Below are 18,531 nucleotides of genomic sequence, written 5' to 3' on the forward strand. Positions count from 1 at the left end.
CCGCCGTCCGGGTGGGCAACCCGGACCCAATTGTTGCATCGATTGGACCAAATTGCTATAGTCCGGCTCCTTCCCGTCCGACCGCCACTGACCCTGCTGCCCAGTAACCGGGCCGCCGAAGGCGAGGATCTGCCCCCGTGCGCCGGCCCCTGGCCAGCTGCTTCCGTGGGCCGGACCTGCACCGGCACATCCGGCAGCCGCCGGCCAGGTCCGCGCGCAGTCGTTGGGCCAGATACACCGGGACCTTGTCGGCGTCCGGATTGTAGATAAGCACAACCCGGTCAAAACGCCCGAGAACGGAACCATTCATAGCCCCAGCCTAATCACCGCGAACTACGCCCCGCCCCGGCCGGAGCGTCCACCCCACGCAGCGGCCGGGAGTGCTTCATGGGAAGGTGCCAGGTGCGCTTCGAGCCGTGTTCGGCATCTATGTAAACCACTGGCGTTGCAGATATGGGAACGCGACCAGGAACCGCGTAAGCCCATCCTTCAGCGCTTCACTCGCCGGCCACTCCCCTCCCCCGCCGGCGGAAATGATGTACACATGCTCCGCCGGCGTCCCGCTGGTCTACTGGTTCCTGGGCGGCGCCGATCCGGGCGAAACTGGCCCTCCGAACGCTTGTCCCATGTAACGGCCGCCGGTCACGGCGGGCTGCCGGGCTTTTGTCATGTGGCTCGGCCCCTAGCCCACACCTGCCGATCCGACCGGCAGGGCGGACCGCCGGCACCTTCCCGCCTGCCAGGCCTTGGCCGCTGCCGGAGCCGGCCAGGGCCGGGCTCGCGGGTACTTTCCGTGCAGCCGTCCCGCGACCGGTAGAGTGCAGCAGACAGCGGCAACACAGTGGCTGGGCTTCTTATTTGCCCCTTAGGTCATCTGCTACCCGGTTCAGGTCCTGGACCCAGCCGGTGGAGCGGCCAATTGTGCCAACAGCGGCCTCAAAGTTGTGAAGTGCTTCCGCCAGGTCGTCCAAGGCCGCGGCGATAGTGGCTTTCACCGCCGGGTAGCCTTCATTGGACCGGGGATCGGAGGATGCCGTGCGTAGCAGTTCCGCCCCGGCCTTGATAACCAGTGATGCCTCGGACTCGTTCATGCCCATACCCCTGTCTGATGGATTGACGCTAAAGGACTGCCGGCCCCGGCCCTGGTTACCTGCCGCCCTTGCCAAAAAGTCCTGCCCGGACCCCGGTGGCATAGGCCGTGCCGATGGCCGGTGCCGCCTCCTGGAAAACGGTGCCCCCGCCGGGTAGGACCATGTAGGCCAGGAACTCCTGATCGAAGGTGACGATCCCTGAGTCTACGGCGTCCAGCTTCGCCCGGATCAGCAGGGACAACTGATGCCAGCACCGGCGGGACATCTCCTCCGCCGGCTTGCTGCCCGCCCCCTGCCTCCGCGGCTGCAGCGGATCACCCGCCGGGCCGGCCTTCTCTGCCGAACCGGGAAGGGCGAGCACGAAACGGAACCGACGTTCGCCGGCGGTGAAAGCGATGGCCGCCCTGCCCTCCTCCCAACCGCAGCGAAATCCGGTGGCACCGTACCCGGTGAGCATGTCCTGGATTTCCACCCGGGACGCCGCACTGGTGATGGAGGCACCCCGGACATAATGAGTCGTCATATCTCAGGGTACGCCCGCCCGGCGTCCCGGACCGGCGTGCCGGCGGAGCGGCGGCACCGGCCGGCGTGGTGCTCGCGGCCCAAGCGGAACAAGACCGCCTTGGCCGCGAACAAACATTAGGTTCTGAACCTTATCCGTGGGACAGTGATGACACCTGTGGAGGCATCAAGCAGTGAGTGTCCCGGCAGGTTGGTGGAAGGGCCGCGGCGGCTTATTGGGGGTTCGTCGGGACCCTTCCCCTACGCCAGGTGCCAATTCCCGCAACGAGCCTGTGAACACGGTGACCCGTCCCGCGCCAAGAACCTCAGCGCGTGATGGCTCGGAAGCCCTAGCTCGTTCCCCTCGAGGAACCGTATGACGAGCCGCGTTCGAGGAGATCCACGGGAAGTTCTGCTCGCCTCCAAGGCGTTGCGCCTGGTTGTGCGGATAGCACGGGAGCAGGACAATCCGAAACCACCATCGTTCTCGCCGTTGGGATCCTCATGGGACGAAACGGGTGTGGCAAAGAAGATGCCCTCCACATCCTCAAGAATGCTTCCAATAGCCGCAAGATCAAGCTCCGTGACCTTGCCGCCCGCCCGTCGTTGCCAAGATTCGGAAGCAAATAAATCACGCGCCTACGACGGACGGGGCTGGTAGCGTTTTTTACGACCGCGGCTGCCCATGCCCAGTGAAGTGGTGTGCCACGAGGCTTGCAGCACGAAACCACGATGGATGTTCTATGCCGGGCGCCCTGTGGAAGAATGGAACGTGGGAGGGTCTGCGGCATCCGGACAGCGCGAGTGCCTGCCCCTGTTTGCTTGAGTCGATATGCGCTCCCCTATCGGGAGCCGTTGGAACGCCCTTATTCCCGAAGGTCAGCGTGCTCGGCCCAGTTCCGGTCACGGCACGGGAGACTGACCGGTGGTGGGATCCGTCAACCGTTAGAGGGAGATGAGCAATTCATGATGCCTGATCAAGAACATCCCGTACTCGATCTTGACCCATCGGAGTCGTGGGACCTGCTGGCCGGGTCGGAGCTGGGAAGGTTGGCCGTCAGTGTGGGTGACATACCGGAGATCTTTCCCATCAATTACCTCGCCCATGACGGCGTCGTGCTGTTCTGCACGGCTGAGGGCAGCAAACTGGTGAACTTGACGATTAATAAGCATGTGGCCCTGGAAACGGACGGGTTCACCGACGAGTTCGCCTGGAGTGTGATCGTGCACGGCACCGCCGAAACCTTGGCGGGAGGGGCCGACATCGAAGCCGCAGCGCAACTGCCACTGCGCTCATGGATCCCGACGATGAAATACGTTTTCGTCGTCATCACGCCGCAAAAGATCACCGGCCGCCGCTTCGCCCGCGGCCCCGCCCCCGACCGCTGGTAACAACTGACCGGCGCACCCGGCCAAGGTCACGGGGACAGGCGAGGCGTCATAGCCGCGGGAACCGAACGGCATTGCGGCCGGGTACCTGGCCTTGACTGCGGCGCGCCGACGGATGCCGTATCGGCGAATATGTTCAGCTAAGTGGAGGAGGCAGGACCGCCCTCGTCACCTCAGAGACGAGCGGTACATGCCCCGAAGAAAATCGCTGGCGAGCTTCCACTTGGCGTGGATATTTCGGCGGCTGATGCTGTGTCCGCTGAAGTCCCGCCAGCTTAAAGTTGCCGCAATCCCTTGACGAAGGTTCCGGCGTCAACCGTCTTCACCTCGCCGTCGATTTGATAGGGCAGGGCTTGAGCGTGGTGAACTCGTAGCTGTTCACACTTGGCTGGTCCCCCAGCCCTTGGGTAGTGGCGCGCAGCGCCTTCAGCAGGACACGCCACTTGGAAATGTGCGGGAAAATGACCACTTCGAATTTTCCATCCGAGAGTTTGTCATCGGGCTCGCTGAGCGTGGCATACTCCGCCATCTCGGCGATGTTTGCGAAGACGATGCTGTTGAACTTCCGGCGCTTGCCATCGGACTGGCGTATCTCGAAGGACTGAAACCTCGAAAACGTCCGCACGACGGAGACCATCTCCTTGAGAACGTCAACCTCCGTGACCTCGCCGCTGACATCTGCCAAGGCCGCACCGCACCCCACTTCACGGATAACGGAACAGGCCTGAAGATGCCCGGGAATGCTCCCCCCGCAGCGCAACGATGCCGGTTGTGCCGATGAACCTTTATCTCAATTCATGCTGTTTCGGGCTGGCAGCGCTCCTCTTCCCTTCGGCACTGACGGTCATCTTTGCCCCGGCGGCTACAGCGGGCAGCCCCTTCTGACGGAATCGTTCACCTGGGACAAGGGTGTACGTCAGCTGCGTTTTCTGGCTTCCCGTCCCGTCCGGGCGGCAAGCGCTGCCCGACGGGCCGCGATGAACGCCTTCCACCGCACTCGGGTCAGTCCGTTCCCGTTGGCCGGACCGGATCCGGTGTCCGCCGGTTGGGCCCAGACCTGGATGATGGCCCAGGTTACCGCGGCTAGCGGCACGGCCAGCACGGCACCGATGATTCCGGCGAGGATAACACCGGCGGCCAGGGCCAGGATGATGACCAGGCCGTGCAGGCGCAGCGATCTCCCCATCACGATTGGTTGCAGGACGTGGCCGTCAAGCTGGTTGATGCCAATGACGATGGCCACGACAATCAGCGCCACAACTGGCCCGTTGGCAACCAGCGCGATCAGAGCAGCAAGGATGCCCGCTACCGTCGCCCCGACCATCGGGATGAAGGCGCCAAGGAAAACAATGACGGCCAGCGGAAGGGCCAGCGGCACCTGCAGGATGAACAGTGCCGCGCCGATGACCACAGCCTCGATCAGGGCGATGATCGCCGTACCCCGCACATACTGGCCCAGCACGACGAGGGACCTGGACCCGGAGCTGCGAAGCTTGCGCTGTCGCTCACCGTGGAAAGGCCGGAGGAAGAAATTCCAGATCCGTCCGCCGTCCTTCAGGAAGTAGAAGAGCACGACGGCGCCCAGCAGGACACCCGTGATGACCTCGGCCGCCGTCGAAACCCCGGCAAGGGCGCCGGCCCCGAACTGGCTGCTGGTGGCAAACCCGGTCACCGCGTCGATGCCCCTGTCGATCATTGTCTGGTCGATGGGCAGTGGACCGGAAGCCACGAATTTTTGGAGCTCCTCGAATCCACCGGCGGTGGCGGTGACCAGCTCGTCCCATTCGCTGCGCACGGCGAAAACGATGCCGGTGACAATGCCTCCCAGCACGACGACGGCGGCCAGGAACGTAATCCAGGTCGCCAGCGCACTGGGGAGCCCCTTGCCTCGCAGGAAGGCGACCACCGGGTTGAGCGCCGCGGCCAGGATGAGCGCCACCATGAGTGGGATCACGATGAGCTTGAGCTGTATCAGCCCGTACACGGCAACGGAGACCGCGATCAGGAGCAAAATGAACTGCGCGGCACGGGTCCCGGCCCGGCCGAATCCGTCGGCCCATAATCCCCGGGCCTTCACGGCGCCCACGGTGGACGAGGTTGTTGTCATGGAAACCATCCCCTTATCTGCCTGCTGTACAGGTACTCTCAGGATGCGCCTCCCCGGGTGGTAGGCCGCAAGAACGGCACCCCCCTAGGGGTTCGCTGCTACCCGAAAAGCATGCGGCGCGGACACCGTCCGGAGCCGTCACAAGTATCCGTCCCCGGACCGGTTCACCGCTTTCCTTTCCGGTGAGTGTGAGACGGGCCGCTAACACTGTCGGCAGTCAGCAGGGACAAAAATGAACATGGACATCAGCAGCTCTGGCACGAATAGCCTGCACTGCAGGACGCCGGGACGCCGGACCCTTCCGTGTGTGCATGACCTGAGCGTATCCTCGAGGCAGGGCCGGCGGTTCGAGCAAAGGCCCGCGAAGGCCTCTGGCAGTTCCGAGGTACCCATGGACGCTCACCGTTCCGGACCCCGTCCGGAGGTCCTCCCCGGTTCCAAAGAGCCGAACGGCATAGCCGCCGGGTACCTGGCCTTGGCCGACCAGGTCCGCGAAGCGGGCCTGCTACGCCGCCGGCGCGGCTACTACATCACCCTGTTCGCCCTGCTCATGCTCGCCTTGGCAGGAACGTGGACCGGCTTCGGGCTGCTGGGTGCCAGCTGGTTCCAGCTGCTTATCGCGGCGGTCCTGGGCATCTTGTTCACCCAGTTCAGCTTCCTGGCCCATGAAGCAGCCCACCGGCAAGTCTTCGCTTCCAAACGCGTCAACGAGTGGGCCGCTCGGCTGATCGGCACCGGCCTGGTCGGCATCAGCTACGCCATGTGGGTACGGAAGCACACCCGGCACCACGGCTTCCCCAACCAAGTGGACAAGGACCCCGACATCCGCACCGGCGCCGTCGCCTTCCATCCCGACGCCGCCGCCGCCAGGCGCGGCTTCATGGTGCTGGTAACCCGGTGCCAGGGCTATCTGCTCTTCCCGCTGCTATTGTTCCTCGGATTCAGCCTCCATATCGACTCGGTCAAATACGTGCTCAGGCCTGCCGAAGTCGACCACCGGTGGTTCGAGATCCCACTCCTGGCTGCCCGTTTCGCGCTGCTGCTCGGCGTCGTCTTCTTTTTCCTGCCCGCCGGTATGGCCTTCGCGTTCATCGGTGTGCAGACCGCCGTATTCGGGTTCTACATGGGCGCCTCGTTCGCACCCAACCACAAGGGCATGCCCATCTACCCCAAGTCCGCCCGGCCGGACTTCGTCACCCGCCAGGTCACCGCGTCCCGCAACATCCGCGGCGGCATCATCATGGACCTGCTCATGGGCGGGCTGAACCGCCAGACCGAACACCACCTGTTCCCCGACATGCCCCGCCCCAGCCTGCACAAAGCCGCTTCGATGGTCCGCCGGTACTGCAAGAGGCACGACATCCCCTACACCGAAACCGGTCTGATTGCCTCCTACGCCACCATCGTGAGCTACCTCAACAGCGTCGGCATCGCCGCCACGGACCCCTTCCACTGCCCCGTCGCCGACATCTACCGCCCCGACTAGACCACCCCAGCGGGGAAAGCATGCGCCCCCGCCCAAAGAATTGCTCCCCGACGCTGATGGGCTCCTAACATCGAGACGGGCTTCCCTGCGCTGCGGGAAAGACTCCCGGGCCGGACAGGGTTGACCAGCCCGTCGCTACCCGTCAAAGGCGGCCGCCGCATCGGGCATGGGTCTGGGCCCTGATGTGCCCCTGGGCGAGCACATGAAACTCCCGTTCCAGTTCACGGATCAGCACGGTCCCCTGCGCATGTGCGCACTCCTGAACCTTCAGATCGCCGTTCTTCACGACCTCGTCCCAATCGTGCACATCCTGGATAGATTCGCCGGTTTCCTTTCTGGAGCGAGGAAACGAGGGTCATTGTCCACAAAGGAGGGTGCGCAGACCCGAAGGCGGAGCACAACTTCCGCCGGCTCCTGCCAGCCGGCAAGCCACTCTCGCTGGCGGAGAACGAAGATGACCACCGTTCCGCCTCCTCCTCCGGCAGAGCCAAAAGACACGCGGGCAGGATTTGAGTGGTTTTCCTGATGCAGCGGCACCTGCGCGTGCGGCAGATCGAAGCTTTCCTCAAACACGTAATCGCTCTCCGGCACGCCTCCGCTAACCCAGACACGGCGACACCGCGTGCAGCTACAGGCAGTCCCGGGGAGCCGAGGCTCGTCGCTGCGATACCCACGCCGGCGGCCTGCGGCACCGGCGTGAGGTTCATTCCGACATAGATCGGTTTGCCCCTATGAGCCCATTGGGACTGGTCCGGGCTGATGACTTCGAAGAACCCGGCGTAGGATTTCCCGGCATTGTTTACGAGCCTGACCACCAATGGTGGTGGCCGGGACGTAGAGCCTGTGACGTGCTATGGCAATCACCGTACTACACGGGATAATCTCAGGGCATGTCAAGGACCGGCACTGGCGGCGGCACTCAACCCGAGCGTCCTGAAACTCCCCCGACCACTGGCCGCCTCCGGGCGGAAGCCGCTTCGGACGTGGCGAAGGAATATGGGCCCCCGCTCTGGACCGACTTGTGGGATGCAATGAGCCGGACACGGAGGAAAATCGCGAACGGCTATACGGCGGCTGCGGACCCGGAAACCCTGAAGACAGACATGATGGTCTTTTTCATCCTGTGCTGGAACTTCCGGGACTGGATCATGACCGATGACACAATTCCCTTCGGGGACGATCTGAAGGAGGTCGAGACTACCGTGCTCTGCATGCGCCGGTGCAGGGCGGTGGCGAAAACCGCCCATCAACGCAGACCCGCGGGGGTTCAGAGCATGGTGATCCATCACAACTCCAGGGCCAGTATCCGCTTCAGTGAGGACCCGACCGATACGGTCGATGTGCTGGAACTGGCAGACGAGTGCCTGCAGTGGTGGCGCACTTACCTCGCAAGACACGGACTTACCGCATGCTAAGGCCGATCCACCGACTGTGGGAAACGAGTAACCGATCGGTTACGATCCCGGCGGCGGGCCCCCGGGTCGATGTCACCCGTCGGGCAGCCCGGTTTGACCCATCCAACGAACAATGTCGTCCTCCGTTACTTCCGCCGCCACCAGGGCGCAGTGGGAAGCCGATTACCGGGGATGTCTTCTTCTCAAGTACGAACCAGCCCGAGGTCGGGCAGACTTTTCGGACACCGCCGCCGAACTGCCCCTGACCGGGCAGCACATCCAGCTGGACCGGCGACCGACCAACGGCCGCTCCTTTACTCATGAACAAGTAAAGCAAACTTCTCCTCAACCTAGATTGCAAACCCGCCCATAGACATAGACCGCACATGCGACCGTTTCGCGGCGGAAATCGCGCTTGAGGAGGTCATCGACCACGCCGAGGTAGAAGTTCAGTTTCCCGGCGTACTCGGGTTGGAACCGGCCGGTCTTCGGCTCGAATACGCAGTACCGCAGCTGTTCGACTTGGAAAGTCCTTCAACGGGCGGTGGTCGGCAGTTCTTCGAACCATGCTGCGGCGGTGTCCGGGTCGGTGGTCAGCTCCAGCCTCGGGCGACGATCACCGGGAGTTCCCAACATCACCTCCCGGCACCTTTCGGGAGCGCAGGCATTGTATCGCAAACCGAAATTCCACCACGTTTTGTAACCGAATAACCTTCTCTACGGTTTCGAGGCACAGAGGCTTCGAGACAGATTCGGTTGTGCAGCTAGGCTTACCGGTGGCCCCAGAGCAGTTCGCGTGTGATTCGGCGCATTTCACTGGGATCAACCTCGGGATGGGCGGCCGCCCAGTCCGCAAGCGCGTCGGCATAGCTGCCGAGCGGTCCGCCCGGGTCAGGCACAAGTTGCGCTTCAGCGTGTAATGCACGGACGGCGGCCAGCAACTACTGACCTCGCTCGGCGCCTATTTCCGCCAGGAATCGCTCATCCCCTGATGGCGCGGACTCGCCTCGACGACGCGCAGGGTCGTGAGTGTAGCCATGCCATGCCTCGCGGTAAGCTCTCAGCGCTGCGCTAAGTTCGTCGTCGACCACGTCATAAAGTGGCATACGTCGGTGACACATTTAGGGCGCACAGAGGCATGGATGGAACTGCAGCGCCGTCCTATCCATGGGGGCAGCCGCGGGTCAGAGGACCTTCTTCACCACGCTGGACTTCAGTTGCATCCGACCAAACCCGGGAACGGTCGCATCGATGTCGTGATCGCCCACGCCGTCCTCAATGAGTCGGATGCCGCGCACCTTCGTGCCGACCTTCACGACACCTCCACCGGCGCCCTTGACCTTGAGGTCCTTGACGATCGTGGCCGTGTCACCATCGCGGTCTCAGCCGATACCTTCGACCATTCGAGGCCGCACATCGGGCACACCAACACGGCGCCCTGCTCGTATGTGAACGCCTCGTGGCACTCCGGGCAAGCCGGCAGAGCGTCAGACATTGAAGCGGAACTCCACCACGTTGCGTAGCCGAATAACGTCTTGACTGATAAGGAGGTACGCCAGCCTGCGATCCCTAGCCCTCGACCATGTCGAGTCGAGTATCCCTGAGTCATAGTCCGATGCCGATTCTGCCCCAGTTTGCTTCACTCATGGACCAGCTCATACAAGCCTCGCTGCGACTGGAGAAGCCGGAGAGTTTAAGCTCTCCGGCTTCTCTACCGTCAACCCGTCGACTTGGTGGTCAACGTACCTTCCAACAGCATCGCCCTTCAGCGCACAACGCTGCTGGTTGTGGGGATCGCGGTGTTGAATGCGGCCCCGCCGTCAGCGGAGTGCTCGACGCCGTTATCCGTGGTGACCCAGATGCGCAACTCCCCTCCGTCGTCGACTGCGGCAGTGATTGCGGCGGCCGGCGCGGAAACCTTGCCAGTCTGTTCCCAGGCATTTCCGGCGTCCCGGCTGATGTGTACGGTGCTGTCGGGTGCAACGCCAACTGCTGTGCGGGGATCGGCGAAGGCGGTGAACATCAGCAGCGGCGCTCCGTCCGGCAGTGACCAGGTGTTGCCCCCGTCGGTGGACCGTTGGACGCCGTCTTCTGTGGTCGCCAGGACGATGTCGCTTTCAGGCGATCCTGCCAACGCCACCGGTTCGAGGGAGGTCTGGACGGTACTCCATTCCTGGCCATCGGCGCTGATCCGCAGTTGGCCGTCGAAGCCGATGATGCCGTCTCGTGTGGTGGCCAGGGCGTGGAAGTCGGATTCGCCCTGTCTGGAAAGCGGTGTCCAGGTTTTCCCGCCGTCGTTGGAATGGATGAGACCGACAGGGTTCGGCAGGTCCGACCCTGCGCCGGGGTGGCCGGAGGCGTAGAAGTGGCCGGCGTCGGCCGTGGCGGCGAAGCCCAGGCGAAGCCCATGAGATCGATGGTGGGACTGAGCTTTTCGGCCGGCTCTGTGCTGACATCGAACAGCCCATAGTGGGTGGCGAGCAGGACCTGTCCGGTGTCCGGGTCCGCGGCCATGCCGTGGACATGGCCAAACGGATTGCGAGTGGCCGGGGGCGTGGAGTTCTGGGCTGCGCCACCGGGTGAGGTGCAGGCGGTTGCAAGCAGCGCGAGGGCAGCGACGCCGGTGAGCGCCTGGGCGGCGCGGGTCGAGATCATTCGGGGCATGGGTGTATTACTCCGGTCAGGAAAAGAGTTGAGGGTGGCGAGCCGGCAGCGGCGGACGGGTGGCCGCCGCTGCCGCTTGGTGCTGCGGTGAGGGTTAGAGGGCCTTGAGCAGGTCCCGCATCTCCGTGATCTCGCCTTCCTGGTCCGTGACGATGGTCCGGGCCAGTTCCACGGCCTGCGGGTTGGAACCCTGCTCCATTTCCTGCTCGGCCATCTTTACGGCGCCTTCGTGGTGGGCGATCATTTGGGTCAGGAACAGCTTTGCGGCTTCGGTGCTCTGGGCAGCCTCAAGCTGTGCCAGATCCTCTTCGGACATCATGCCTTCCATGCCAGCTTCCTCGGAAGCCATGCCGGGCAGCTCGTGACCGTCCATGCCGGCGCTTTGCGAGGGCATCATGCTCGGTTGGCCCCATGCCTGGAGCATTCCGGTCATCCGCTCGATTTCCGGTCCCTGGGCTTCCTTGATCTTCGTCGCCAGGTCGGTTATCTTCGGGTCCAGATCCTCCTTGGAGAGCATGATCTCGCTCATCTGCACGGCCTGCTGGTGGTGCGGGATCATCATCTGGGCGAACATCGTATCCGCGTCATTGTGTTCGGCGCTGACCTCGGCAGCAGACGTTGCGGAGGTGGCCGCCGAGGTCTGTTCCGGCGATTGGGTGCCGCTTTCGCCCGTTGCGCATCCGGCCAGAGCCAGGACGGTGGCGAGGGCGGCTGCCGAGACAGTCAGTTGACGTTTCATTGTGGTTCCTTCAATCAGTGGTTCTTCTGAGGTGTCGTCCATCGCCCCACGCTGCGCAAGAGCTCAAGCAGGGGGTAACGGACCGGTCTTTCCGCATAGCGGCGGTACCGGCCGGTTTATGTGCGGCTGATGGAGAGCTGAACCAGTGAAGGCGGCCGCAGATGCGGCGCGGTGCGGGGAAGGATGCGGGGCGGTCCGCGGAGTCCGGCGGCAGACACAACCAGGCCGGATTTCAGGCCCAGCAGGGCCGCAATACCGGTCAGGAACAAGGCCAGGATGCACATGCCAGCGGCCATGTCGGTTTCTCCGCAGTTGGCACAGAGGGCCGCCGCGGTTCCGCCGCTGTCCTGGACCAAAAGCGCCGAACCGGCCATCGGCGGGATGTGGACGGCCCCTTCCCCGATAGCGGCGACATGGTGTGTCCTTTGCCAGTCCGGGTTATGGTTCCCGGTCCAGGTGTGCATGGCGAGGATTCCGACGATGATCGCGAGAAGCCCGAGCAGCAGTCCGACGGTCCGGGCAGGCGAGGAAGCGGTGACCCGGGAGTTGGTCCGGGCCACTGTTCCTGACGCCTTGTTCCTGACAATCATTTGCATCCAGCCTAGCTACTGCCGTCGGGCGGAATCGAATCCACTCGGAACCCGGGCCGCCTCCGGCGTGCCGGGTCCGGCATCGGCCTGGATCCGTTCCGGGTCCAGATCGATCCGGCGCAGCAGTTGGGCGTTGAGGGCAACCACGATGGTGGAGATAGACATCAGGATCGCGGCGACGGCCGGAGAGATCGCTACCCCCGCGAAGGCCAGCACGCCGGCGGCCAGCGGCACGGCGATGATGTTGTAGCCGGTGGCCCAGAGAAGATTCTGGATCATCTTGCGGTAGCTGGCCCGGGACAGGTCAATCATCGAGAGCACGGCCCGGGGGTCGTTGCCGGCCAGCACGACGCCGGCCGATTCCATCGCCACGTCGGTGCCGGCGCCGATGGCAATGCCGACATCGGCGCGGGCCAGGGCCGGGGAGTCGTTGACGCCGTCGCCGACCATCGCGACCCGCAGACCGCGCTCCTGCAGTTCTGTCACCTTCTTGTCCTTGTCCTGGGGCAGCACTTCGGCGAAGACCTCGTCGATGCCCAGGTCCTTCCCGACAGCCTCGGCCACCTGCCGGGCGTCGCCGGTGATCATCGCGACCTTCACGCCACGTTCCTGGAGCGCGGCGACGGCGGCCCGGGACTCGTTGCGGGCTTTGTCTTCCAAGGCGACCGCGCCGATGATGTGCCCGTCGCGGACCACATGCAATACCCCCGCGCCCCGCTCCATCCATGCGGAAGTATGCGCGGCAAGCCCATCGGGGGGTGTCAGGCCGAGCTCGCGCAGCATGTTCGGTCCGCCGACGGCTACTTCGGTGCCGCCGACGACGGCGAGTACGCCGCGGCCGGTCATGGAGCTGAAATCCCGGCCGGTCAGCCGCATCGCGGAAGCTTGGGGGTTGGCGGCGGCCGCCTCGACGATCGCGCGGGCCACCGGGTGTTCGCTGTCGGATTCGACGGCGGCTGCGGCAGCCAGCAGTTCTGCCTCGGTAACGCCGTCGATCGCCGCGGTGCCGGTGACGGCGTGCTGGCCTTCGGTCAGGGTGCCGGTTTTGTCGAACAGCACGACGTCGATGGTGCGCATGCGTTCAAGCGCCATCCGGTTTTTGATCAGCACGCCGGAGCGGGCCGCGCGTTCAGTGGAGATCGCGATCACCAGCGGAATGGCCAGTCCCAACGCGTGCGGGCAGGCGATCACCAGGACAGTGACCGTCCGGACCACGGCCTCGTCCGGACTGCCCAGGACCAGCCAAGCCACGAAAGTGATGATGCCGGCGCCGAGAGCGAAGTAGAAGAGCAGGGCGGCCGCGCGGTCTGCGAGGGCCTGGGCGCGGGAAGATGAGGCCTGCGCCTCGGCGACGAGGCGCTGGATGCCCGCCAGCGCAGTGTCGGAGCCCACGGCGGTGATTTCTATCCGCACGGCATTGTCGGTGGCGACGGTTCCGGCGACCACGGTGTCTCCGGCACCGCGGCCCACGGCCTTGGATTCACCGGTGATCATGGATTCGTCGAACTCGGCTTCGCCGTCGATGATGCGGCCGTCTGCGGGAACCCGGGCGCCCGAGCGCACCAGGACGATGTTGCCGGCAGTCAGGGTGCCGATCGGCACCGTGGTGACGCTGCCGTCATCGTTCACCAAGTCGGCTTCGTCCGGCAGCAGTGCCGCCAGAGCGTCGAGGGCGCCCTGGGCCGACCCCAAGGCCCGCATCTCCATCCAGTGGCCCAGCAGCATGATCACGATCAGCAGCGCCAGTTCCCACCAGAAGTCCAGGTCGAACCCGCCGATGCCCAGGGTCGTGATCCAGGAGGCGGCGAAGGCCACGGTGATGGCCATGGCGATCAGCAGCATCATGCCCGGCTGGCGGGCCTTCAGCTCCGACAGCCCGCCCTTCAGGAACGGCAGGCCGCCGTAGAAGAAGATAACGGTGCCCAGCACCGGTGGAATCCACTCTGCGCCGGGGAACTCGGGAATGTCGTACCCCAAGAGCATCGCGAACATCGGACTGAAAAAGACCACGGGGATCGAAAGAGCCAGCGACAGCCAGAACTTGTTTTTGAACATGGCGGTGCTGTGTCCTGCGTGCTGCCCATGGGTATGGACAGCGTGTTCTTCGTCCACTGCCACCTGGGCCTGCTCATGCCCGTGGTGGTGTTGCCGTTCGGGCGAACCCTGGGAACTCATGACTCTCCGTTCTTGATGAAAGTTGTCGAGAAATCTGCGGCGCTGTCATTTCAGAGGCGCGGTGTTCTTTTAGGAAGTGGCTACCTGGTAGCCAGCTTCGGCTACTGCTTCACACACTTCCGCGTCGGCCACAGGCTGGGCGGCGGTGATGCTGACGGCGGAAACGCCACCAGGAACGAGCACCACCTGCACATCTGTGACGCCATCGAGACCAATCAGCGCGTCGACGACAGTGGACGAGCAGTGCCCGCAGGCCATTCCGGCCACTCGGTATTCGGCACGGACCGGGAAGCCGGCATCTGCTGCCTTATGCGCAGCAGCAGATGCCGGCTCTTCGACGTTTTCGGCGTCAGCGGGCGCGCAGCAGGCGCAGCCGGGAGAAGAGGCATCTATCAGCGGAAGTTCGCGGTTCCCTGCTCCGCACATGGCGATCTCCCTCACGCTAGTAATCAACCTGCGGGGACGAGAAGCGTCATGCCTGAGCCGATAGCCCAGAGGAGGTCGCAGCTGCCCTGTCAGTGTGGGTGAGGACCTTCATTGCGTTGAGCACCTAAAGGGCGCGTGACGGCGTTTTCCGGTATTCCATTGATATACCCATGGGGGGTATGTGTCAACGGACGGAGCAGGGACCGCCTTGCCCCGAGGGCGTTGAGGCTACTGCTTCAAGTGGTGGCCGGCTCCCCGTCGGCCGGAAGACACACGTGAAAGGGACACGATGGGCCGGTAAGAACACATGTTCTTACCGGCCCATCGCAAGCCCCTGAGGTCAGGAATCACACGTTGAATCTAAATTCGACCACGTCGCCGTCGGCCATCACGTATTCCTTGCCTTCGATCCGCACCTTGCCGCGGGACTTGGCCTCGGCCATGGACCCTGCGTCAACCAGGTCGGCGAATGAAACCACTTCGGCCTTGATGAAACCGCGCTGGAAGTCCGAGTGGATGACGCCGGCGGCCTGCGGCGCGGTGTCGCCCCGGTTGATGGTCCAGGCACGCGCTTCCTTCGGCCCCGCGGTCAAGTACGTCTGCAGGCCCAGGGTATGGAAGCCAACCCGCGCCAGCTGGTCCAGGCCGGATTCATCCTGGCCGTTCATCTCCAGCATCTCGCGGGCCTCTTCCTCGTCCAGTTCCACGAGGTCCGCCTCCAACTTGGCATCCAGGAAGACGCAGTCGGCCGGCTCCACGAGCGCGCGCAGTTCGGCCTGGCGCTCCGGGCTGGCGAGCACGGCGTCGTCCACGTTAAACACGTAGATGAACGGCTTGGCGGTGAGCAGGCTCAGTTCCCTGAGGTTCTCGACGTCGAGCTTGTCGCTCTCCACCGAGGCGAAGACGGTGTCGCCGCGCTCCAGCACCGCCTGCGCCGCCTGCATGGCGGCCAGCTCGGCGGCGTCGCGCTTCTTGATCTTGACTTCCTTCTCAACCCGCGGAATGGCCTTCTCCAGGGTCTGCAGGTCGGCCAGGATCAGCTCGGTGTTGATAGTCTCCATGTCCGAGCGCGGGTCCACCTTGCCGTCCACGTGCACCACGTCGGGGTCGTCGAAGACACGGATGACCTGGGCAATGGCCTGTGCTTCGCGGATGTTGGCCAGGAACTGGTTGCCCAGCCCTTCACCCTCGGAGGCGCCCTTGACGATGCCGGCGATGTCCACGAAGGAGACGGTTGCCGGAAGGATTCGCTGCGACCCGAAGATCCCGGCCAGCTGGTCCAGCCGGGGATCCGGCAAGGAAACCACGCCGACGTTCGGCTCGATGGTGGCGAACGGATAGTTTGCCGCGAGCACGCTGTTGCGGGTCAGCGCGTTAAAAAGAGTTGATTTGCCGACGTTGGGCAGTCCGACGATGCCAATAGTTAGAGCCACGGTAGTCAAGGATACCGTGGCCGGGACACAACCACCGGCGTTCCCTGTTTTGTCCGAGGCAGCTGGCAATGTGAAGACATGGATGCATCGCATGTACTTCTCGCACTTCTGGCCTTGTTCATTGGCGCCGCGGCCGGGGCCGTGGCCGTGGCTGTCCTTTTCCGCCGCCGCCTGGCGGATCTGCAGCACGCTGCCAAGGACGACGGCGACCGGCTGGCGGAGCTCTCGGCCCGCCTCGCCGGAGTGGAGGCGGAGCGCCGGATGCTGGCCGAGCAGAACCGTCAGCTCTCCGCCCAGGATGAACAAGAGAACACGGTGCTGCGCGCCCTGATCCCGGTCGGCGAGAAGCTCAAGCTGGTCCAGCAGCAGGTCAGCCTGCTTGAACGGGACCGGGTGGAGCAGTTTGGCCAGTTGGCCGAGCAGTTGCGCGCTGCCCAGCGCAGTGACGAGGCGCTGATGCGTTCCACCCAGACACTCGCCTCCGCGTTGCAGTCCAACTCAGCGCGCGGCCAGTGGGGCGAGGTGCAACTGCGCCGGGTCGTGGAGGCAGCCGGCATGCTCCCCCATGTGGATTTTGATGAGCAGGTCCACCTGGCCGGCGCGGACCGGACCGGCCGCCCGGACATGCTGATCCGGCTGCCCGGCGGGAAGACCATCGTGGCGGACGCCAAGGTGCCACTGCGCGCCTACCTGCAGGCCCAGGAGATCCCGGCCGCAGCATCGGCTGCCGAACAGCAGCAGCGTGCAGACCTGCTGGCCGCCCACGCCAAGGCGGTGCGCGCCCACGTTGACGCCTTGGCGGGGCGGAAATATTGGGAGAATCTGCAGGCCTCGCCGGAATTGGTGCTGTGTTTCCTGCCCTCGGAAGCGGTGCTGTCCGCGGCCCTGCATGCTGATCCCGGGCTGCTGGACCATGCCTTCGCCCGCAGCGTTGCCTTGGTCTCCCCCGTCTCGCTGCTGGCCACGCTCAAGTCGGTGGCGTTCACTTGGCGGCAAGAGGTCCTCAAGGACAATGCCCGCGAGATCTTCGACCTGTCGCGGCAGCTCTATGAGCGGCTCGGAACGCTAGGCGAGCACGTCACGCGGCTGGGCTCATCGCTGAAAAGCTCGGTTGAACGGTACAACTCGTTCGTTGGGACCTTGGAGTCGAGGGTGCTGCCGACAGCGCGGAAGATCAACGCCTTCGACGCGACGGTGCTGGAGGAACCCGCAGCACCGGCAGCGCTGGAGAACACGCCCCGGCTGCTGTCAGCACCGGAGCTGATCGAAAACAGGGATCCGGCCGCCTGAGGCTCCCCCGGCGCCGCGCATAGGCCTATCGGGCCGCTCGGCTGCCGGGTGGCCGGCAGCCGAGCGGCTCGAGGCCCTTGGCCCGGGGCGCGGGACCTGGCGCCCGCGGCCCGGGGCCGGGCTTAGCTTTGCTGGGGCCGCGGCCCTGCGGCTTAGCTGGTGGGGCGGGCTACCCTGCCGCCGAGGCCGCGCGTGTCATCGCCGCGTTCCTTGAGCGTGGCCCGCAGTTCCTTGGGCAGCGAGAACAGGATGTCCTCCTGGGCGGTGACGACTTCCTCCACCTCGCCGTAGCCGTAGTCGGCCAACAGGCTCAAGACTTCGCGCACCAGCACCTCGGGCACCGAGGCGCCCGAGGTCACGCCCACGCTCGCCACCCCTTCGAACCAGGACTCATCCACCTGGTTCGCGAAGTCCACCCGGTAGGCCGCTTTGGCGCCGTATTCCAAGGCGACCTCGACCAGCCGGACGGAGTTGGAAGAGTTCGCGGAGCCAACCACAATCACCAAGTCTGACTGCGGAGCGATCTTCTTGATCGCCGCCTGGCGGTTGGAGGTGGCGTAGCAGATGTCGTCACTGGGCGGATCCTGCAGGGCCGGGAAGCGTTCGCGCAGGATCGAGACGATTTCCAGTGTCTCGTCGACGGAGAGCGTCGTCTGCGAGAGCCAGATCAGCTTGTTCGGGTCGCGCACCTCCACGGTCCGCGCCTCGTCCGGGTTGTTGACGATCGTGGTGTGGTCCGGCGCTTCGCCGTAGGTTCCCTCGACTTCTTCGTGCCCCTCGTGACCAATCAGGAGGATCTCGTTGCCGTCGCGGGCAAAGCGCACCGCTTCCCGGTGCACCTTGGTGACCAACGGGCAGGTGGCGTCAATGGTGCGCAACTGCCGGTCCGCAGCAGACTGCACCACGGCGGGGCTCACTCCGTGTGCGGAGAAGACAACCAACGCCCCCTCCGGAACCTCGTCCGTCTCTTCAACGAAAATGGCGCCCTGCTCTTCCAATGTGGAGACAACATGCACGTTGTGGACGATCTGCTTGCGAACATAGACCGGCGGACCGTAGTGCTCCAGTGCCTTTTCGACCGCGATCACCGCACGGTCCACGCCAGCGCAGTATCCGCGGGGAGCTGCCAACAGCACCTTCTTGTCGCCGTCCACGGGCACGGCTGCTGCAACTTCGTCTGGAGTGCGGCGCTTGCGGGGAACGGTAGGCATGGAAAGGGAAACTGCAGTACTGGCCATGCCTCTAT

General features: G+C 64.5%; 17 protein-coding genes and 1 pseudogene. 5 read left to right on the plus strand and 13 right to left on the minus strand.

All coding sequences use genetic code 11. The features are described 5' to 3' along the window. Positions 1-854: 854 nt before the first annotated feature. Positions 855-1,091 carry a hypothetical protein gene (locus E4J89_RS03800; protein WP_240691687.1) on the minus strand — a complete coding sequence of 79 codons (237 nt, stop codon included), beginning with the start codon at positions 1,089-1,091 and terminating at the stop codon, positions 855-857. Between the two features lie 55 nt (positions 1,092-1,146). Continuing rightward, positions 1,147-1,614, minus strand: coding sequence for a hypothetical protein (locus E4J89_RS03805; RefSeq protein ID WP_136784773.1), 468 nt, complete (start codon positions 1,612-1,614; stop codon positions 1,147-1,149). A gap of 482 nt (positions 1,615-2,096) precedes the next feature. On the opposite strand from E4J89_RS03805, the gene E4J89_RS19660 reads away from it, so the two are divergent. Further along, the gene (locus tag E4J89_RS19660) at positions 2,097-2,222 is read left to right on the plus strand and encodes an ANTAR domain-containing protein (protein ID WP_240691688.1); all 126 of its coding nucleotides are present in this window, start codon (positions 2,097-2,099) and stop codon (positions 2,220-2,222) included. A 336-nt stretch (positions 2,223-2,558) separates the two neighbouring features. Beyond that, positions 2,559-2,984, plus strand: a complete 426-nt coding sequence (locus tag E4J89_RS03815; protein WP_240691689.1) for a pyridoxamine 5'-phosphate oxidase family protein — start codon at positions 2,559-2,561, stop codon at positions 2,982-2,984. Positions 2,985-3,303: 319 nt separating this feature from the next. On the opposite strand, the gene E4J89_RS03820 is transcribed toward E4J89_RS03815, so the two are convergent. Both E4J89_RS03820 and E4J89_RS03825 read right to left on the minus strand, forming a co-directional pair. Next, a complete protein-coding gene (locus tag E4J89_RS03820) occupies positions 3,304-3,666 on the minus strand; it encodes a hypothetical protein (RefSeq protein ID WP_240691690.1) in 363 nt (120 codons plus the stop codon). A 231-nt stretch (positions 3,667-3,897) separates the two neighbouring features. Next, positions 3,898-5,088, minus strand: a complete 1,191-nt coding sequence (locus E4J89_RS03825; protein WP_136784774.1) for an AI-2E family transporter — start codon at positions 5,086-5,088, stop codon at positions 3,898-3,900. A 391-nt stretch (positions 5,089-5,479) separates the two neighbouring features. Here E4J89_RS03825 and E4J89_RS03830 point away from each other — a divergent pair, with 391 nt between their 5' ends. Further along, entirely contained in the window at positions 5,480-6,574 is a 1,095-nt protein-coding gene (locus E4J89_RS03830) for an acyl-CoA desaturase (protein ID WP_136784775.1), read from the plus strand. A gap of 142 nt (positions 6,575-6,716) precedes the next feature. On the opposite strand, the gene E4J89_RS19350 is transcribed toward E4J89_RS03830, so the two are convergent. Continuing rightward, on the minus strand, positions 6,717-6,860 hold the full coding sequence (locus E4J89_RS19350; protein ID WP_169303914.1) for a hypothetical protein: 144 nt from the start codon (positions 6,858-6,860) through the stop codon (positions 6,717-6,719). Positions 6,861-7,464: 604 nt separating this feature from the next. On the opposite strand from E4J89_RS19350, the gene E4J89_RS03835 reads away from it, so the two are divergent. Then, positions 7,465-7,989: a hypothetical protein gene (locus E4J89_RS03835; RefSeq protein ID WP_136784776.1), complete on the plus strand. Its 525-nt coding sequence runs from the start codon at positions 7,465-7,467 to the stop codon at positions 7,987-7,989. 1,163 nt (positions 7,990-9,152) lie between these two features. Here the strand turns inward: E4J89_RS03835 and E4J89_RS03845 are convergent. The 7 genes and pseudogenes from E4J89_RS03845 to ychF form a co-directional block, all read right to left on the minus strand. Next, a pseudogene (locus E4J89_RS03845) lies at positions 9,153-9,463 on the minus strand (alkylphosphonate utilization protein). Between the two features lie 270 nt (positions 9,464-9,733). Continuing rightward, a complete protein-coding gene (locus E4J89_RS19925) occupies positions 9,734-10,558 on the minus strand; it encodes a F510_1955 family glycosylhydrolase (protein WP_346763371.1) in 825 nt (274 codons plus the stop codon). Positions 10,559-10,726: 168 nt separating this feature from the next. Further along, positions 10,727-11,371 carry a DUF305 domain-containing protein gene (locus E4J89_RS03855; protein ID WP_136784777.1) on the minus strand — a complete coding sequence of 215 codons (645 nt, stop codon included), beginning with the start codon at positions 11,369-11,371 and terminating at the stop codon, positions 10,727-10,729. Between the two features lie 116 nt (positions 11,372-11,487). Next, positions 11,488-11,961, minus strand: coding sequence for a DUF6153 family protein (locus tag E4J89_RS03860; RefSeq protein WP_136784778.1), 474 nt, complete (start codon positions 11,959-11,961; stop codon positions 11,488-11,490). 15 nt (positions 11,962-11,976) lie between these two features. Further along, positions 11,977-14,136 (minus strand): heavy metal translocating P-type ATPase, encoded by a 2,160-nt coding sequence (locus E4J89_RS03865; RefSeq protein ID WP_136784779.1) that lies wholly within the window; start codon positions 14,134-14,136, stop codon positions 11,977-11,979. 69 nt (positions 14,137-14,205) lie between these two features. Then, on the minus strand, positions 14,206-14,577 hold the full coding sequence (locus E4J89_RS03870; protein WP_240691692.1) for a heavy-metal-associated domain-containing protein: 372 nt from the start codon (positions 14,575-14,577) through the stop codon (positions 14,206-14,208). A gap of 332 nt (positions 14,578-14,909) precedes the next feature. Next, positions 14,910-15,995 (minus strand): redox-regulated ATPase YchF, encoded by a 1,086-nt coding sequence (gene ychF / locus E4J89_RS03875; RefSeq protein ID WP_136784780.1) that lies wholly within the window; start codon positions 15,993-15,995, stop codon positions 14,910-14,912. A gap of 78 nt (positions 15,996-16,073) precedes the next feature. Between ychF and rmuC the strand changes: the two genes are divergently transcribed. Then, the gene (gene rmuC, locus E4J89_RS03880; protein WP_136784781.1) at positions 16,074-17,285 is read left to right on the plus strand and encodes a DNA recombination protein RmuC; all 1,212 of its coding nucleotides are present in this window, start codon (positions 16,074-16,076) and stop codon (positions 17,283-17,285) included. Between the two features lie 152 nt (positions 17,286-17,437). Here rmuC and E4J89_RS03885 read toward each other — a convergent pair whose 3' ends face one another. Next, on the minus strand, positions 17,438-18,523 hold the full coding sequence (locus tag E4J89_RS03885) for a 4-hydroxy-3-methylbut-2-enyl diphosphate reductase (protein ID WP_136784782.1): 1,086 nt from the start codon (positions 18,521-18,523) through the stop codon (positions 17,438-17,440). Positions 18,524-18,531 lie beyond the last annotated feature (8 nt).

Origin of the sequence: Arthrobacter sp. CAU 1506 (genome assembly GCF_005047635.1) — a bacterium.
GTDB lineage: Bacteria > Actinomycetota > Actinomycetes > Actinomycetales > Micrococcaceae > Crystallibacter.

What these genes read in the sequence shown, in the direction of transcription:
- E4J89_RS03835 (WP_136784776.1), top strand. Translation starts at nt 7,465, where the DNA reads ATGTCAAGGACCGGCACTGGCGGCGGCACTCAACCCGAGCGTCCTGAA.
- E4J89_RS03860 (WP_136784778.1), bottom strand. Translation starts at nt 11,961, where the DNA reads ATGATTGTCAGGAACAAGGCGTCAGGAACAGTGGCCCGGACCAACTCC.
- E4J89_RS03865 (WP_136784779.1), bottom strand. Translation starts at nt 14,136, where the DNA reads ATGAGTTCCCAGGGTTCGCCCGAACGGCAACACCACCACGGGCATGAG.
- E4J89_RS03830 (WP_136784775.1), top strand. Translation starts at nt 5,480, where the DNA reads ATGGACGCTCACCGTTCCGGACCCCGTCCGGAGGTCCTCCCCGGTTCC.
- E4J89_RS03885 (WP_136784782.1), bottom strand. Translation starts at nt 18,523, where the DNA reads ATGGCCAGTACTGCAGTTTCCCTTTCCATGCCTACCGTTCCCCGCAAG.
- E4J89_RS03800 (WP_240691687.1), bottom strand. Translation starts at nt 1,091, where the DNA reads ATGAACGAGTCCGAGGCATCACTGGTTATCAAGGCCGGGGCGGAACTG.
- E4J89_RS03825 (WP_136784774.1), bottom strand. Translation starts at nt 5,088, where the DNA reads ATGACAACAACCTCGTCCACCGTGGGCGCCGTGAAGGCCCGGGGATTA.
- E4J89_RS03805 (WP_136784773.1), bottom strand. Translation starts at nt 1,614, where the DNA reads ATGACGACTCATTATGTCCGGGGTGCCTCCATCACCAGTGCGGCGTCC.
- E4J89_RS03855 (WP_136784777.1), bottom strand. Translation starts at nt 11,371, where the DNA reads ATGAAACGTCAACTGACTGTCTCGGCAGCCGCCCTCGCCACCGTCCTG.
- E4J89_RS19660 (WP_240691688.1), top strand. Translation starts at nt 2,097, where the DNA reads ATGGGACGAAACGGGTGTGGCAAAGAAGATGCCCTCCACATCCTCAAG.
- rmuC (WP_136784781.1), top strand. Translation starts at nt 16,074, where the DNA reads ATGGATGCATCGCATGTACTTCTCGCACTTCTGGCCTTGTTCATTGGC.
- E4J89_RS03815 (WP_240691689.1), top strand. Translation starts at nt 2,559, where the DNA reads ATGATGCCTGATCAAGAACATCCCGTACTCGATCTTGACCCATCGGAG.